The 15,111-nt window shown below is 69.4% G+C and carries 15 protein-coding genes; 8 read left to right on the top strand and 7 right to left on the bottom strand.

The features are described from left to right. The first annotated feature begins 308 nt into the window (after positions 1 to 308). Together ACYVIO_RS27650 and ACYVIO_RS27655 are read left to right on the top strand one after the other, a co-directional pair. On the top strand, positions 309 to 2,525 hold the full coding sequence (locus ACYVIO_RS27650; RefSeq protein WP_460653828.1) for a DEAD/DEAH box helicase: 2,217 nt from the start codon (positions 309 to 311) through the stop codon (positions 2,523 to 2,525). Between the two features lie 139 nt (positions 2,526 to 2,664). Then, positions 2,665 to 3,582 (top strand): DUF4349 domain-containing protein, encoded by a 918-nt coding sequence (locus ACYVIO_RS27655; protein ID WP_460653829.1) that lies wholly within the window; start codon positions 2,665 to 2,667, stop codon positions 3,580 to 3,582. A 116-nt stretch (positions 3,583 to 3,698) separates the two neighbouring features. Here the strand turns inward: ACYVIO_RS27655 and ACYVIO_RS27660 are convergent, their stop codons facing one another. Further along, positions 3,699 to 4,448, bottom strand: a complete 750-nt coding sequence (locus ACYVIO_RS27660) for a ParA family protein (RefSeq protein WP_460653830.1) — start codon at positions 4,446 to 4,448, stop codon at positions 3,699 to 3,701. A gap of 86 nt (positions 4,449 to 4,534) precedes the next feature. On the opposite strand from ACYVIO_RS27660, the gene ACYVIO_RS27665 reads away from it, so the two are divergent. Genes ACYVIO_RS27665 through ACYVIO_RS27675 form a run of 3 tightly spaced genes read left to right on the top strand, consistent with a single transcriptional unit; the run spans position 4,535 to position 7,911 of the window. Beyond that, a complete protein-coding gene (locus ACYVIO_RS27665) occupies positions 4,535 to 6,049 on the top strand; it encodes an MFS transporter (protein WP_460653831.1) in 1,515 nt (504 codons plus the stop codon). Continuing rightward, positions 6,046 to 6,906 carry an alpha/beta fold hydrolase gene (locus ACYVIO_RS27670; RefSeq protein ID WP_460653832.1) on the top strand — a complete coding sequence of 287 codons (861 nt, stop codon included), beginning with the start codon at positions 6,046 to 6,048 and terminating at the stop codon, positions 6,904 to 6,906. The genes ACYVIO_RS27665 and ACYVIO_RS27670 overlap by 4 nt, the downstream gene beginning before the upstream one ends. A gap of 60 nt (positions 6,907 to 6,966) precedes the next feature. Continuing rightward, the gene (locus tag ACYVIO_RS27675) at positions 6,967 to 7,911 is read left to right on the top strand and encodes an acetoacetate decarboxylase family protein (RefSeq protein WP_460653833.1); all 945 of its coding nucleotides are present in this window, start codon (positions 6,967 to 6,969) and stop codon (positions 7,909 to 7,911) included. Positions 7,912 to 8,017: 106 nt separating this feature from the next. Here ACYVIO_RS27675 and ACYVIO_RS27680 read toward each other — a convergent pair whose 3' ends face one another. Both ACYVIO_RS27680 and ACYVIO_RS27685 read right to left on the bottom strand, forming a co-directional pair. Then, complete coding sequence (locus ACYVIO_RS27680) at positions 8,018 to 9,049, bottom strand: hypothetical protein (protein WP_460653834.1); 1,032 nt, start codon at positions 9,047 to 9,049, stop codon at positions 8,018 to 8,020. Further along, positions 9,046 to 9,561, bottom strand: a complete 516-nt coding sequence (locus ACYVIO_RS27685) for an RNA polymerase sigma factor (RefSeq protein WP_460653835.1) — start codon at positions 9,559 to 9,561, stop codon at positions 9,046 to 9,048. Before ACYVIO_RS27685 ends, ACYVIO_RS27680 begins: the two co-directional genes overlap by 4 nt. A 180-nt stretch (positions 9,562 to 9,741) precedes the next feature. On the opposite strand from ACYVIO_RS27685, the gene ACYVIO_RS27690 reads away from it, so the two are divergent. The 3 genes from ACYVIO_RS27690 to ACYVIO_RS27700 all read left to right on the top strand — a co-directional run bounded on the left by ACYVIO_RS27690 (position 9,742) and on the right by ACYVIO_RS27700 (position 11,278). Beyond that, entirely contained in the window at positions 9,742 to 10,554 is an 813-nt protein-coding gene (locus ACYVIO_RS27690) for a hypothetical protein (protein WP_460653836.1), read from the top strand. After that, the gene (locus tag ACYVIO_RS27695) at positions 10,551 to 10,865 is read left to right on the top strand and encodes a hypothetical protein (protein WP_460653837.1); all 315 of its coding nucleotides are present in this window, start codon (positions 10,551 to 10,553) and stop codon (positions 10,863 to 10,865) included. The genes ACYVIO_RS27690 and ACYVIO_RS27695 overlap by 4 nt, the downstream gene beginning before the upstream one ends. Before the next feature lie 98 nt (positions 10,866 to 10,963). Beyond that, entirely contained in the window at positions 10,964 to 11,278 is a 315-nt protein-coding gene (locus ACYVIO_RS27700) for a hypothetical protein (RefSeq protein WP_460653838.1), read from the top strand. A 107-nt stretch (positions 11,279 to 11,385) separates the two neighbouring features. Here the strand turns inward: ACYVIO_RS27700 and ACYVIO_RS27705 are convergent, their stop codons facing one another. The 4 genes from ACYVIO_RS27705 to ACYVIO_RS27720 all read right to left on the bottom strand — a co-directional run bounded on the left by ACYVIO_RS27705 (position 11,386) and on the right by ACYVIO_RS27720 (position 15,071). Next, positions 11,386 to 12,348: an ABC transporter ATP-binding protein gene (locus tag ACYVIO_RS27705; protein ID WP_460653839.1), complete on the bottom strand. Its 963-nt coding sequence runs from the start codon at positions 12,346 to 12,348 to the stop codon at positions 11,386 to 11,388. A 6-nt stretch (positions 12,349 to 12,354) separates the two neighbouring features. Continuing rightward, a complete protein-coding gene (locus tag ACYVIO_RS27710; RefSeq protein ID WP_460653840.1) occupies positions 12,355 to 13,182 on the bottom strand; it encodes an ABC transporter permease in 828 nt (275 codons plus the stop codon). Beyond that, the gene (locus ACYVIO_RS27715) at positions 13,175 to 13,966 is read right to left on the bottom strand and encodes an ABC transporter permease (RefSeq protein WP_460653841.1); all 792 of its coding nucleotides are present in this window, start codon (positions 13,964 to 13,966) and stop codon (positions 13,175 to 13,177) included. The genes ACYVIO_RS27710 and ACYVIO_RS27715 overlap by 8 nt, the downstream gene beginning before the upstream one ends. A gap of 202 nt (positions 13,967 to 14,168) precedes the next feature. Further along, entirely contained in the window at positions 14,169 to 15,071 is a 903-nt protein-coding gene (locus ACYVIO_RS27720; RefSeq protein WP_460653842.1) for an alpha/beta hydrolase, read from the bottom strand. Positions 15,072 to 15,111 lie beyond the last annotated feature (40 nt).

A 15,111-nucleotide genomic window follows, 5' to 3' on the forward strand; every position in this document is an offset into this window, starting at 1 on the left:
CAGCAGGTGAAATCCGCGCTGGACGGCGCTGACATCGATTGCGGTTACACTGGACGGTGTTTCGCCGGTGACGCGCCCAGATGGGCAGCTGGTGCGAGCCGCTTGCACAGTGTCCCGCGCCTCACGATGAAGGACTTCGAGTGTCCGACCGAAGGACACCGGACCCTGGCGCCGGCCCTGTGCATTCTGTCCGTACAAGCATGTGAGAGGCGATCAGCCTGACCACCTTCCGAGAGCTCGGGGTCCTGCCCGAGATCTGTGACGCGCTCGACCGCGTCGGCATCGTGGAGCCGTTTCCGATCCAGGAGATGACGCTCCCCGTCGCACTGATGGGCACCGACCTGATCGGTCAGGCCCGGACCGGGACCGGTAAGACCCTCGGGTTCGGCATCCCGCTGCTGCAGCGCACCATCTCCCCGGGCGAGCCCGACTACGAAGAGCTGGCTGCCCCTGGCAAGCCGCAGGCCCTGGTCGTGACCCCGACGCGTGAGCTGACCATCCAGGTCGCCAAGGACCTGACCACCGCCTCGACCGTTCGCACGGTCCGGGTGATGACGATCTACGGCGGCGTCGCGTACGAGCCGCAGCTGGACACCCTGAAGTCGGGCGTCGACGTCGTCGTCGGTACGCCGGGCCGCCTGCTCGACCTGGCCAACCGCGGTGTGCTCGACCTGTCGCACATCAAGGTGCTGGTGCTGGACGAGGCAGACGAGATGCTGGACCTCGGCTTCCTGCCTGACGTCGAGCGGATCCTGCGCAAGACGCCCGAGCTGCGCCAGACAATGTTGTTCTCGGCAACGATGCCGTCGGCCGTGATCGGCCTGGCACGCACCCACATGCGGCACCCGCTGAACATTCGCGCGGAGTCGCACGAGGACACCCAGATGGTGCCGACCACGGCCCAGTTCGTCTACCGGGCGCACGATCTGGACAAGCCCGAGGTCGTGGCGCGGATCCTGCAGGCCGAGGACCGCGGCCGGGTGATGATCTTCTGCCGGACCAAGCGCGAGGCCGGCCGGCTGACCGACGAGCTGACCGACCGCGGCTTCAAGGCCGCCGCGATCCACGGCGACCTGAACCAGCAGGCCCGCGAGCGGGCGTTGACCCGGTTCCGCGGCGACAAGGTCGACGTACTGATCTGCACCGACGTCGCGGCGCGGGGAATCGATGTCGAGGGCGTCACGCACGTCATCAACAACACGTGCCCCGAGGACGAGAAGGCCTACATCCACCGGATCGGCCGGACCGGCCGCGCCGGTGCGAGCGGCATCGCGGTGACGTTCGTCGACTGGGCGGACCTCGTGCGCTGGAAGACGATCAACAAGGCGCTCGACCTGCCGTACGACGAGCCGCAGGAGATCTACTCCACGTCGCCGGAGCTGTACCACGACCTCGGCATCCCGACCGACGCCAAGGGCCGGATCAAGGCGGCGCGCGAGGACAAGCCCGAGCGTGACCGTCCGCCGCGTCGCAGCGAGGGCGAGTCGGGTTCGGCGCCGGCCTCGGGCGAGCGCCCGGGCCGCAAGCGGAACCGGAACCGTCGTCGGACCCGCAGCGGCCAGGCCGTCGAAGGCGTCGAGCAGAAGACCGATGCCGACGTGACCGCGAAGACGCTGGTCCCGCCGACCGCGGCGACGTCCACCGAGGCCGCCGAGCACGGGACCGTCGAGCGCGAGCGTGGCGAGCGCAAGCCGCGCCAGCGCAACCGTCGTCGTCGCGGTGGAGACAGTGGTGAGAGCACGGAGTCGCTCGCGCCGCAGCAGGCTGCTGTGGAGCCGGTGGTTGCCGAGCCGGTGGTGGCGAAGGCCGCTGACGGCGACGCTGCTGCTGACAAGCCGCGTCGTACTCGCACCCGTCGGCGCAGCGAGTCTGCGGCCGAGGCCCCGGTCGAGCCGACCGCTGCCGAGGCCGCTCCGGTTGCCGAGGTGAAGGCTGCTCCGGTGGCCGAGAAGGCTGCTCCGGCTGCCGCCGAGGCGGACGCTCCGGCGGAGAAGCCTGCGCGTCGTACGCGGACTCGCAAGGCGGCTGCCTCCAGCGAGGTTGCTGCTGAGGCTGCACCTGTTGAGGCTGCTCCTGTTGAGGCTGCTCCTGTTGAGGAGAAGCCGGCTCGGCGTACGCGGACCCGCAAGACCGCGGCTCCTGCCGAGGCGACGGTTGCCGAAGCTGTGGACGCGCCTGCTGAGGAGAAGCCCAAGCGGACGCGTACGCGGAAGGCCGCTGCTCCGGTAGAGGCTGCTGCTCCGGTCGAGGCTGCTCCGGTTGAAGCTGCTCCTGCTGAGGAGAAGCCGAAGCGGACGCGGAAGAAGGCTGTTGCGGCGCCGGCTGCCGAGGAGGCTCCGGTGGTCGAGGCGGCTCCGGTCGCCAAGAAGGCCGCGGCCAAGCGGCCGGCCAAGAAGGCTGCGGCGAAGAAGGCAGTGGCCAAGCCGGCTGCCGAGGACGCTGTCGAGGCCGTCGAGGAGAAGCCGGTCAAGCGGGCCCGCAAGAAGGCCGCGCCTGCCGCGCCGACCTTCACCGCACCCGAGTAACACCGAACGTCGCAGGCGACCCCGTCCAGTTTCTGGGCGGGGTTTTCTGTTGCCCGACCGTGACCGAACGCCGCAACGCCGTACCCCCGGACGACCGTCCTAGCTGGACAGATCGTCGAGGGGAAAGAAGGTGTGGGCGATGGTGAAGACCCGGTGGACCGCCGTGGCGGCAGGGGTTGTGCTGGCGGCCGTGGCGCTGTCCGGTTGCAGTGGTGGCGGCAACGACTCGGGCTCGGCGTCGAGCGACGCCGCGGCGCCGGAGTACAGCGGACCGCAGGACAAGGCCGCGCCGCAGGCGGACACGGCAGGCGGTTCCGGCGAGGCGAAGGAGAAGGCCGGTGCTCCCGCGCAGCCGAACCTGACGCGGGCGATCGTCAAGACCGGTTCGCTGACCGTCGAGCACGCGGACGTCGACAAGCAGCGGCAGGCGGCGATCAGCGTGGTGACGGGCCTGCGCGGTCAGGTCGCGTCCGAGGACACCGGCAGCGACAACGACGGCCGGATCACGCGCGCAAACCTGGTGCTGAAGGTGCCGACGTCGTCGTACGAGACCGCGATCCAGCGGCTGTCCGAGCTCGGCACGAGGACCGCGATCCATCAGGAGTCCAGCGACGTCACCGAGCAGGTCGTCGACGTGGACAGCCGGATCGCTTCCCAGCGCGCCAGCCTGGAACGGATGCGCGCCCTGCTGGCGAAGGCGACCACGATCGCCGAGATCGTCTCGGTGGAGTCGGAACTGACCCGTCGCGAGGCCGACCTCGAAGCCCTGCTGGCCAAGCAGAAGGCGCTGTCCGGCCAGACCGAGCTCGCCACGCTGTCCCTCGTCATCGCCGAACCAGGCAAAGCACCGGCCGTGGAGAAGGACGACCGAGGCTTCCTCGCCGGCCTCCAGGGCGGCTGGAACGCCTTCACAGCAACGTTCTTCGCGCTGGCGACCGCCATCGGTGCCCTGCTGCCGTTCCTGGTGGTCCTGGCTCTGATCGGCATCCCTCTGTGGCGCTACCGCCACCGCATCCGCCGTACGGCGATCGCTACGCCTCCCCCCAGCGAGGGGTAGCGAGGAGGGGCCTGCGCGCCTCGCCGCGCAACAGGCTGCGCCGCTGCGCCCCCTCCCCGCCCTTCGGGTGCAGCCCGTCCCATCCACGGCGCTGCTTTCCCCGCCTGGCTCTGCTTCTACAGCAGCGACTTGGCGAGTTCGCGATACGCCGCTGCGCCGGGTGTCCCCGGTGCGGTGGTCAGGATCGTCTGGCCGATCGCCGGAGCTTCGGCGAAGCGGATGGACTTGGGGATGGGCGGCTGGAGGACCGGCAGCTCGTACGTGCCGGCGATCGTCTCCAGCACCGTGCGGGCGTGGGTCGTGCGGCCGTCGTACAGGGTCGGGAGGACGCCGAGGATCTCGAGGCCCGGGTTGGTCAGCTGCTGGACGTCGTGGATGGTGTCCAGCAGTTGGCCGACCCCGCGGTGCGCGAGCGTCTCGCACTGCAGCGGGATCAGCACCTCGGACGCGGCCGACAGTCCGTTGACGGTGAGCAGTCCGAGCGTCGGCGGGCAGTCGATCAAGATCCAGTCGTACGACGACGCCAGCGGCCGCAGCGCCGTCCGCAACGACTGCTCGGCACCGCTGTCGCGCGACAGCCGCACCTCGGCCGTCGCCAGCTCGATCGTCGCCGGGACGAGGTCAGGTCCCTCGTCGAGCGCGATCAGGATGTCGCGCGCCTTCGACCCACCGAGCAGCACGTGGTGCAGCGACACGTCGAGGTCTTCGGGATCGACGCCGAGCGAGAACGTCAGACACGCCTGCGGGTCGAGATCGACGAGCAGCACGCGCTGCCCGAGCTCGGTCAGGGCAGCACCGAGCGAGGCGACGGTGGTGGTCTTCGCCACCCCGCCCTTCTGATTGGCGACTGCCAGCGTCCGCGGCACCCGGCCATTGTGCCGCACGGTGGAACGCGCCGCCTCCCGGGCCACCTGTTGACTTAAAGCATTGTTGAAGTTTCAGGATGATCCCCATGACCTCGACCCTGGAGACGACGACCCGAGCAGGCCGGCGCGAGTGGCTCGGCCTGGCCGTGCTGGCCCTGCCGACCATCCTGATCGGCCTGGACATGACCGTCCTGCACCTGGCCGCGCCGATGCTGACCGCCGATCTCGGCCCGAGCAGCTCGGAGCTGCTGTGGATCATCGACGTGTACGGCTTCGTCGTCGCCGGGCTGCTGATCACGATGGGCACGGTCGGCGACCGGATCGGCCGGCGCCGGTTGCTGATGATCGGCGCCGCCGGGTTCGCCGTCGCGTCGCTGGTGGCCGCGTTCGCGACCAGCGCGGCGATGCTGATCGGCGCGCGGGCCCTGCTCGGTCTGGCCGGTGCGACGCTGATGCCGTCGACGCTGTCGCTGATCAGCAACATGTTCCGCGACCCGCGGCAGCGCCAGATGGCGATCGCGATCTGGATGACCAACTTCATGGTCGGCGGGATCGCCGGTCCGCTGGTCGGCGGCGTCCTGCTGGAGAACTTCCACTGGGGCGCGGTCTTCCTGATCGGCATCCCGCCGCTGCTGCTCCTGCTCGTGCTGGCTCGGCCGCTCCTGCCGGAGTTCCGCAACCCCGGCGCCGGCCGGATCGACGTGGCCAGCGTGGTCCTGTCCACCGGTGCGATCATCGCGGTCGTCTACGCGCTCAAGGAGACCGCCAAGGACGGCGTACACCCGATCAGCCTCGTCGTACTGGCTGCAGGTCTGCTGGCCGGCTACACCTTCGTACGGCGTCAGCTGAGGCTGGCCGACCCGCTGCTCGACATGCATCTGTTCCGGCTGCCGTCGTTCAGCGTCTCGCTGGGTGCCCAGACCTTCGGCCTGTTCGTACTGGCGGCCACAGGATTCCTCTCGGTCCAGTACTTCCAGCTGGTGCTCGGCCTGTCCCCGCTGCACGCCGGCCTGTGGATGATGCCGTCGGCCGTCTCCGGGATCATCGGCACGCTGGGCGGACCGCTGATCGTCCGCCGGCTCAGCGCCCGTACGTCGATGACGCTCGGCTTCCTCATCGCGATCCCCGGCCTGGCCCTGATGGCGCTGTCCGGCCGTACGGCGATCGTCGTCGGCCTGGTGATCGCCAACTTCGGCATCCAGCTCGTCCTGGCCCTCACCTACGACCTGGTGGTCGGCAGTGCGCCGCCGGAGCGCGCTGGAGTCGCCTCCGGCATGGGCGAGACCGGTACCGAGCTCGGCATGGCTCTGGGCGTTGCTGTCGCAGGCAGTCTGGTCACAGCGGTCTACCGCAGCCAGGTGACCGAGCAGGCGCTGCCCGCTGGGGTCTCCAGCGAGGCGCGCGACACACTGGGCAGCGCAGTCGCAGTAGCCGACCACCTGCCCGGCCCGCTGGCCAGGGAGGTCCTGCAGCTCACCAGAGCGGCGTACACGGACGGCGTACAGCTCGCAGCGCTGGTCAGCCTGGGCATCATCGCCGTACTCGCTGTGGCGACCGCCACCCTGTTGCGGACCAGGCAGCGGGATACCGTGGAGTCGTGAGTACGCCGCGCACGCTGACCCTGCCCGACGGAGTTCGTCCCGTCACCCTCGAGACCGACCGTGGCAGCTTCGCCACCCTGCAGGCTGTGCCGGACGTCGGTACGCCGCTTGGTACGGCGCTGCTGGTGCCGGGCTGGACCGGCAGCAAGGAGGACTTCGCGCCGCTGGTGGACCACCTGGCCCGCTTCGGCTGGCGGACGGTCGCAGTGGATCAGCGGGGCCAGTACGAGACGCCTGGCCCGGCCGACCCTTCGGCGTACACGCTGAAGGAGCTGGCGCTCGACGTGGTCGCGATGAGCAAGGAGCTGGGTGGCTACAGCCAGCTGGTCGGACACTCGTTCGGCGGTCTGGTCGCGCGTGAGGCGGTGCTGGCCGACCCGTCGGTCTTCTCGACCATCACGCTGCTCTGCTCGGGTCCGGGCGGCTTCAGCGACGAGGCGAAGGTGCAGGGGCTGCAGATGCTTGCCTTCGGCCTCGACAACCTGCCGATCGAGCAGGTGTACGACCTGAAGCTGGAGCACGACAGCAAGGAGCCGCGGTACGTCGCACCGGCGACCGAGATCGCGGCGTTCCTGCGCAAGCGGTTCACCGGGAACGTGCCGGTCAGCCTGGCCGAGATCACCAAGCGGCTGATCGACGCCGAGGACCGGACCGACCAGCTCGCCAAGTCCGGCGTACGGGCTCAGGTCGCGTACGGCGAGACCGACGACGGCTGGCCGCTCGCGGTGCAGGACCGGATGGCCGACATTCTCGGCGTGAAGCCGCAGGTGATCGCCGACGCCGGCCACTCCCCCGCCATCGAGCAGCCGGCCGCGACCGCGCGAATCCTGGTGGACTTCTTCCACGACCACCACTAGTCATCCAGCGTCGATCCATCGCGTACACAACGTGTATCGGCGCTGAATAGCGTTGCAGGCATGACAACCGAAAGCACAGACCGCTCGGGCTCGGTGGGTCGCCGTAGCCTGATCGGCGGCGGCATCGCGGCCACCGTCGCGGCGTCCACTCTGACTTCTGCTTCCTCCGCCTCGGCCGCCACCACGGACCTCCCGCCGGGCGAACTCAAGGGCTACAGCCTGCCGCTGAGCGCACGCGGTACGGCGAACATCGTCGGCGCCCCGCCGTGGCACTACGTCGGCGACCTGATCGGCGCCGAGTTCTGGACCAGCGCCGACGCGGCCAAGGCGGCGCTGCCTGCCGGCCTGACGCCCGACCCGGCAACCGCGGGCCACGGCTACGCGCTGTTCATCGACTGGCAGTTCTCCGGGGACCACCAGGAGTACCTCGACCCGGACCGCAGCCTGTACTCCGAGTTCCTGGTCCTGCTCGACGCGCAGTTCAAGGGCGCGCCGGTCGCCTGGTGCCCGTACATCTACGTCGACAACGACGCGGCGCTGGCCCGCGGCTGGTTCCAGGGCTTCCCGAAGAAGCTCGGCACGATCAAGCAGACCCGCGCCTTCCCGGTCGCCAGCAACGCGGCTCCGGTGGTCGGCCCGGGCGGGACCTTCGCCGCCGCGATGTCGTCAGCCGGCCGCCGCCTCGCCGAGGCCCGCGTCACCCTCGACAAGCCGATCGCCGGAATCCCGGCGCTGGGCCGGCCGATCGTCAACCTGCGGCACTTCCCGCGGCTGACCGCCGGCAACTTCAACAACCCGGCCGTTCATGAACTGACCCAGTCGATCCTGGAGAACCCGACGGTCGCCAACACCTGGGGCGGCACCAGCGACCTGAACTTCCTGCCCGCGCCGGGGGAGGAACTGGCCGATCTCAAGATCGTCCGCAAGGGCATCGGCTTCCGCGGCAGCCTGTCGTACTCGGTCAGGGACCTGAAGATCCTGACCGGTCCGGACGCGACCAGCTGACATTGCGCCATAGTTCTCGAGTGGTTCTCTCGAGTGAGGCCCTTGAAGACTTTGGGTGGGCCGCCGCTGCCTTGGAGGGGTGCACTGCGGCGGCCTACCTACTCGGCTAGGAGACCGGCCGGATGTACGGCTGCAGATCCAGCGAGTCCACGCCGATCGGCTTCAACGCGGTCAATGTCTTCTCGTCCAGGATCCGCAGCTCCACCCGTACCGGCTTGTCCCCCACGCCAAGGCCCGTCGCCGTGATCCCGTACTCCGCCCGCGGCAGCGCGTCGACCGCCTTCTGTTGCTCCGCCGCCTCCGCCTGGCTCACCTTCACCTGCGTCACGCACAGGTTGCCCATGACCAGCGGGTCCACCGCCCGCCGTACCGCCGCGACATCGCCGCGCGCTACGCCGATCATCACGACACTCGGCTTGTTCGGCGGCGCTCCCGGCGTCGTCTCGGTCGGGAAGCCCTCCGGCCAGCCGATCCACGGATTCTGCAGCTCGCTCGCGTGCGCCTTCACGTACTTCTCGAGTGCCGGCGTCATCGACTCACTCGCATCGCCGGCCTTCCACCCACCAGCCGGCGCCGCGCACGGAACCGTCGGCGCCGAGTCGCCCGGCTGCACGGTCACCGGAGGCCCCTGCTCGTCGACCGCGATCGTCCCGGCCGTCCACTTCCCGACCAGCCGCGCGTTGCCTGACCTCACACCACCGATCACGCTCAGATCGACCAGCCGCGTGAGGTCCACCCCGGTCAGATCCACCGCCCCGCCAGGCGCACACTCCGGCGCCCCACCCGCGACGGCGAGCGGCGCGGTCGTCGGCAGCGGCAGGCAGTACCGCACCGGTACGCCGGGAGCCGCGATCACCTGACCGCTGACCTCCACCCGGTCCCCGTCCCTGACCTCCAGCGGATGCGTCTTCCCGTTGCCCGGGGCAACCACCGGCTCGTCGTCTCCACCGGGCAGGACGATCAGCGCGGCCGTCGCGATCGCCGCGACACTCGCCGCGGCCAGCGCCGGAACCAGCCAGCGCTTCGGGGGCTTGCGGGTGATCCGCTCCAGGTCCGGCTCCGGCGGCGAAGGCTGCTCGGCACGCCACCGAGAACCCGCCTGCCGCAGCAGCTCGTCGATCTCGTCGGTCGGTGTCATTCGCTGACCTCCAGCAAGGACCGCAGGCGTGCCCGCGCGTCGGAAAGAGTTGATTTCACGGTGCCCTCGGAGCACCCCATCACCGCCGCCGTGTCGGCCACCGACAGGTCGGCGAAGTAGAAACAGTCCACGGCCAGCCGCTGCCGCGCCGACAGCGCTTCCATCGCCTGCCCCACGTCCACCCGGCCGTCGACGTCCCCACCCGTGGCCGCGGCGTCGTGCTCCGCCAGCTCCACCACCGGCCGAACCCGCCGCGCAGCCTTCCGCGCCTGGTCCGCCGTGATCGCCAGCAACCACGCCGACGCCGACCCGCGCGCCGCGTCGTACTGCCCACGCTTCATCCAGGCGCGCGTCAGCGCCTCCTGCACGATGTCGTCCCGGTCGGCCCCCACCCCCAACCGGCCGGCCACCCGAGCCATCGCCGGCAGGTGCGGCCGCACCCACGCCACGAACCCAGCCCCGTCCGCCGGAGGCGCCACCACCCCACCCCGCTCGATCATCGTCGCAGCCACACCCTGTCTACCCTCTCCACCCCACACCTGGTTGGGTCCCTCCACCAAACCCCCAACGACCCCACCCCCACCAGGTCACAACTGAAACCTCCTCACCACTTATCCACAGATCTAATTCCCCACCCACAGCCCCTCCCGAACTAACTACCTTCGAAGAACAACGACCACCTGGGGGATCAGATGACCGCGACGCCCGACCTTCCGGAGCCCAGCGACCTGCACGCCGGGCTCACCGCCGCGGGCCACGACCTCGACTGGGACGATCCGGTCCCGACCACAGCGCAGCTCATCGCGGAGTTCGGCCTCGAGGCAACGACGGCGAGCCTCTCTCTGCTCCAGCAGGCCCTGGCGCACCACGACTCCACGACTCGGGAGTTCCTTCAGTCGATCGGCGTCGACGTACCGCATGAGCTGGACCATCGGGTGAAGTCGCCACAATCCCTGGCCAGGAAACTCTGGAAGCAACGCCACACCGGCGTACCGGTCGTGGACGTGCTTCGCTTCACCGTGATGACAGAGGCCCCGAGCAGCCTGGTCGACTCGGTCCGCAGCACTGTCGACCGGTTGATCGACGCCGGATGGACGGTGGGCTCGGCCCATCAGTCGTACGTCGACGGCAGCCGCTACAAAGGTGTGCACGCGATCATGCGCACCACTGACGGGATTCCGGTCGAAGTACAGTTCCACTCGACCGAGTCCATCGAGGTGAAGATGCGGACAAAGAGCCTGTACCAGATCGAACGCGACCCGGAGCAACCCCAGTGGCGGCGCGACGAAGCCACCGCTCAGGCAAGGGACGCGTCGGCTGCAATGGCCTTCCCCGCCGGCCTCGAGAGCCTGACAGTGCTGGGTGGCCGCCCGGTCGAGACGAAGCGCTACGGTACGCCGGTCACACGGACGGCACGGCAATCCACCGACGGAACCGAAGAACGCCCAGGCCGGACCGCCGGCATGGCGCACGAGCAGACCAAGGACAACGGGAGAGCGAGATGACGAAGCTGTACCTGGCCTCACACGGCGAGCGCAAGCTGTGGGTCGTCGCGCTGATCGACTCCGACGTCTGGTCGTACCTCCCGAACACCGGCAAGTTCCACCTCAACCTCGGACTCCGGGACGAGTTCTTCACCGGCGGCGACCTCACCTTCACCGACCTCCGCACCAGCGACGCCCGCCACCTGATCGATCAGGAGCTCGGCCGCCTGGCCGCCCAAGGCCTCAACCAGGCCCTCCACGCTTGGGAGGCCGACACCAACACCCTCGATCCCGACACCGTCCTCGCCAGAGCAACCGCCGACCTCGGCTGAGCCGGTACGGCGGCGATGCAGGTGACGCATGCCTACCTGGTCAGGTCCAGCGGGCGAGCTCCGGACGGCGCGTGGATCGAGAACGACGGGCGGACGAGATGACACGGTTGTTCCTGGCACGTGACGAAGAGCGGCTGGTGTGGGTGATGGCGCTGATCGACGGGGACGTGTGGACCTATGTCGCCAACACCGGCAAGTTCCACCGCAACGAGGCCCTGCGTGACGACTACCTGGCCGGCACGATCTTCAGTTACGAGGAGGTCGGTGTGACCGAAGCGCGCCGCGCCGTCGAGGGCGGAGTCGGCCTGCTGGACGAGGAAACCCGAGCAGTCCCCCTCCGAGCCTGGCGAGCCGACCAGCACCCGATGGAACCCGACGTAGTCTTCGCCTCCCTCATCGCCGACCTCGGCTGAGCGGCACGACAGGACGTCCGCCCACGGCGGGGGTTGTACGACCAGCCGACCGCCGACCTCGGCTGAGTACGGCGTACAGACTGATGCCCTGGGCAACTGAGCTGGAGTCAGTCGGTGTGGATGCGGGGGTCGGCGTAGAGCTTGGTGATGATGGATTCGATGGGGGGCTCTTGGACGGAGAGGTCGACCAGCGGGTAGGTGGCGGCGATTTCGGCGACCAGCGGGGCGGCTGAGGTGGTGGGTGGGAAGGAGAGCCACTGGCGGGGGCCGTCGGTGCGGGTGACGGTGGCGCCGGTGATGGTGATGGGTGGGTGGGGCGTGGCGAGGTCGACGACCAGGGTGCGCGGGGCTGATTGGGAGGCTCTGAGGCCGGTGAGGGTGCCGTCGTAGACCTGGTGGCCGTGGTCGATGACCATGACTCTCGAGCAGAGGGCCTCGATGTCGTCGAGGTCGTGGGTGGTGAGGATGACCGTGGTGCCTCGGGACTTGTTGAGTTCGGCCAGGAAGGTTCTGAGGCGAGCCTTGCTGACGATGTCTAGGCCGATGGTGGGCTCGTCGAGGTAGACGATCTCGGGGTCATGGAGCAGGGCGGCGGCGATGTCGCCTCGCATGCGTTGGCCCAGGGAGAGTGCGCGGACGGGGACGTCGAGGAGCTCGCCCAGGTCGAGGAGTTCGACGAAGGTGTCGAGGTTCTCGCGGTGGCGGGCGCGCGGTACGCCGTACATCTTTTGCAGGACGGCGAACGAGTCCTTCAACGGAAGGTCCCACCACAGCGTGGTGCGTTGGCCGAATACGACGCCGATGCGTTTGGCCAGGCGGGTGCGGTGGCGGGAGGGATCGACGCCGGCGACGCGGATGGTGCCGCTGGTGGGGACCAGAATGCCGGTGAGCATCTTGATCGTCGTGGACTTGCCGGCGCCGTTCGGGCCGATGTAGCCCATCACCTCGCCGGGTTCGACGGTGAACGACAGGTCGTCGACGGCGCGGACCTCGCGGCGGGTACGACGCAGGCCGGTGCGGGTGGAGACGGTGAACGCGCGGGACACCTGGTCCAGCTCGATGACGGGCACGACGAATCAGCTCCCTGTACTGCGGTAGCGGCGGAGACCGCCTCGCCAGGCCAGCGACGCGACCGCGGTCATCACGACCGCGACGGCCGGGGCCAGCAGGCCGATCCAGGACGGCAGGCCCAGCGGGGCCGGTTTACCCAGCACGTAGAGCACCGGGTAGTAGTTGACGAAGGCAAGCGGTACGACGAACGTGACGGCGCGGACGATGTCCTGGCCGAAGATCGACAGCGGGTACTGGGTGAGCTGCTGCCCGCCGTACGTGAACGAGTTGGCGAGCTCGGCCGAGTCGATCGCGATGAACTGGAACGCGCCGCCGAGCACGAAGATCGCGGCGAAGATCACCGCGCCGCTGAGCAGCGAGACGACCAGGAAGACCACCTTCAGCGCCGTCCAGTCGATGTCGACGGCACCGATCCCGAGGCCGAGGATCAGCCCCGCCTGCAGCGGCCGGCCGAGCCGCCGGAGCGCGAAGTTGTCCGCGATCGCCTGGACGAACGCCGGGACCGGGCGGACCAGCCAGACGTCCAGATCACCGGTCCGGATCCGCTGGCCGATGCGTTCGATCGAGCCGGTGACGAGGTCGGCGATGCCGAGCGTCATCGACGCGGTGCCGTACAGCAGCGCCATCTGGCCGAGGTCGAAGCCGCCGAAGCTCTTGATGTGGCTGAACATGATCAGTACGGCGACGAAGTCGGTCACCGTGACGAGCGCCGAGCCGATCAGCAGGAACACGAACGACGCGGGATAGGCCAGCGACGACCGGATCCACATCAGCACCAGCATCCAGTACTGGCCCGGCCAGGCCATTGCCCTACGCAACGAGATCTCAGCCACCCTGGATCACCACCTTCCGGGTCGCCAGCACGGTCGCGAGCCGGCCGACCAGCAGCAGGACGACGACCCAGCCGAGCTGGAACCCGAGCGCCCGGGCCAGCCCGTTCTGCCCGAGCCAGACGTCGATCGGGACCTGCATGGTCGCCGCCCACGGCGTCGCCCGGGCGAACTCGCCGAACCAGCCCGGGAACACCACCAGCGGCAGGATCGAGCCGGAGAAGAACAGCGACAGCACCAGCGCGAACCCTTCCAGGCCACGCGAATCGGTCATCCAGAACCCGGACAGCGCGACCAGGTACCGGATGCCGAAGCTGACCAGGATCCCGAACGCCAGCGCGACGCCGACCGCCAACCCTTGCAGGGCCGACGACGGGAAGCGCAGGTCGAAGACGAGCGAACCGACGAGCAGCGGGACGCCGCCGCGGGCGACCAGTTCGAACGCGGCCCGCCCGGCGTCCATCGACAACCACCACAGCATCAGGTGGGTCGGCCGGTACAGGTCGACGGCGATCTCACCGGTCCGGACCCGCTCGCCCAGCTCGACGGTGGTGCGCGCGCCGAAGATCCCGATCGGGACCAGCAGGCCCTGCTGCAGCCAGACGAACGTGAGCGCGTCGGTGACGTCGTACCCGCCGAGGTTCGGGCGCTGGTCCCACAGGGTCAGGTAGACACCGCAGAAGATGAACCCGAAGACGGTGTTGGTGAACGCGCCCGACAGGGTGGCGATCCGGTACGTCGAGAACCGGCGGAACGACCGGACCGCGATCGCCCAGTAGACGCCCACGGCAACCTCCTTTCGTCAGACGAAGGTGGTGTCCGGGGCACAGCGGCACGCTGAACTGCCCCGGATCCTGAAGGACCCGGGGGTTCGGACACCACTGTGGCGGCACGCTGAACGCGCCGTTGTCAAGGGAAGGAGAGTGACGGTACGCCGGGGTGCCGCGGGGCGTCAACCTGGTTTGCAGCAAGTGGCAGCCCGGCCCACCTCAGGCGGTCTGGTCGGACTCCAGCAGGCGACTGAGCAGGGTGGCGAACTGGACCGGGTGGGAGGCGTAGCCGGTGTGGCCGCCGGGGAAGGTGACGACCGGCCAGCCGATCTCGTCGGCGATCACGGCGATCGGGCGGGCCGGCAGGTGCTCGGCGGAGTCCGCTCCTGCCGCGGGGACGATCTTGCCGGCGATCTCGCGGAGCGCGTCGAGGTCGGGACGATAGCGGGTGAAGGGCAACAACTTGTGCGCGAAGAAGGTGTTGGTGTTGCCCATCATGCGCTCGATGGCGTGCCGGTACTCCGGGCGCAGGTCCTCGGGTGCCGGCTGGTCGTCGTCGTCCAGCCCGAGGCCGCCGGCAAACAGGTGCAGCGCGGGGACCGGGCCGTCGGTGGTGTAGGTGCTGTGGACGTCCTCGAAGAACGCGTGCGCGGTGGTGGCGTCGGGCAGTACGTCGACGGCGGGTGGTTCGTGCGCGATGAGCATGCGGACGCGGTCCGGGTGGCGGGCGATCAGCTCGAGCCCGGTGATCGCGCCGGAGGAACTGCCGAACACGTACGCCGGTTGGTCGCCTGCGACTGCGTCGATGAGTGCCAGGGCGTCCTCAGCCGACTGGTCGATCCGCTCGTCGTACGGGTGAGTGCGCTCGTCGGTGGCAACTACTTGAGGGCGGGGGCCGGCCGGGCGGCGGGCCTGCTCGGCGTCGTACGGGCTGCGGGAGTTGCCTCGGGGGTCGTAGGTGATCACGGTGTAGTCGGCCGCTAGCTGGCCGACGATGGAGTCGAAGATGCCGCCGTCGGTGAAGCCGCCGGCGATCAGCAGCAGGACCGGGCCGCTGCCGGTGACCTCGTAGTGCAGGGTCGCGCCGGGCACCGTCAGCTTGTTCACGGTCTTCGTGGTCATGGTCACCCCTCTGTCGTTCGGTGACCCCACTGTCCCGTCG

The sequence above is a fragment of the Kribbella endophytica genome (assembly GCF_054781295.1).